The organism is Salmonella sp. SAL4457, from assembly GCF_046548235.1.
Taxonomy (GTDB): domain Bacteria; phylum Pseudomonadota; class Gammaproteobacteria; order Enterobacterales; family Enterobacteriaceae; genus Salmonella; species Salmonella enterica.
Genome location: NZ_JBGDZO010000324.1, coordinates 1 through 288, shown reverse-complemented (window position 1 = coordinate 288; position 288 = coordinate 1). Strand labels below are relative to the sequence as shown.

Annotated in this window: 1 pseudogene; it reads right to left on the bottom strand. The window is 67.0% G+C overall.

Annotated elements, in window-relative coordinates:
• Positions 1-95 precede the first annotated feature (95 nt).
• A pseudogene (locus tag ACLJNW_RS24485) lies at positions 96-288 on the bottom strand (hypothetical protein); the annotation flags it as partial.

Below are 288 nucleotides of genomic sequence, written 5' to 3'. Positions count from 1 at the left end.
CGCGGAGTTCGAAGCCTTGCTCCTGGAGCACGGCGTTGTGCTCGGCGCTCTGGCCGGTCGGGGGCGGATTGGTCTGGCAACGGGCCTGGCCCAGCTCAAGGCTGTACTGGGGGTGGGGGTGCTATCTTCTTGGGTGGAGCCTCTGGGGTAGCACTGTCTATCTCCTTTTCTTCCTGAAGGATGCGGGGGTCGTTGAGTTCCGCCAGGCGCCGGCTGCCGCGGGCCTGGCGCTTGGCGATGTACATCGCCATGTCGGCGTCGTGGAGCAGCGCCGCCGGGGTATCCGCA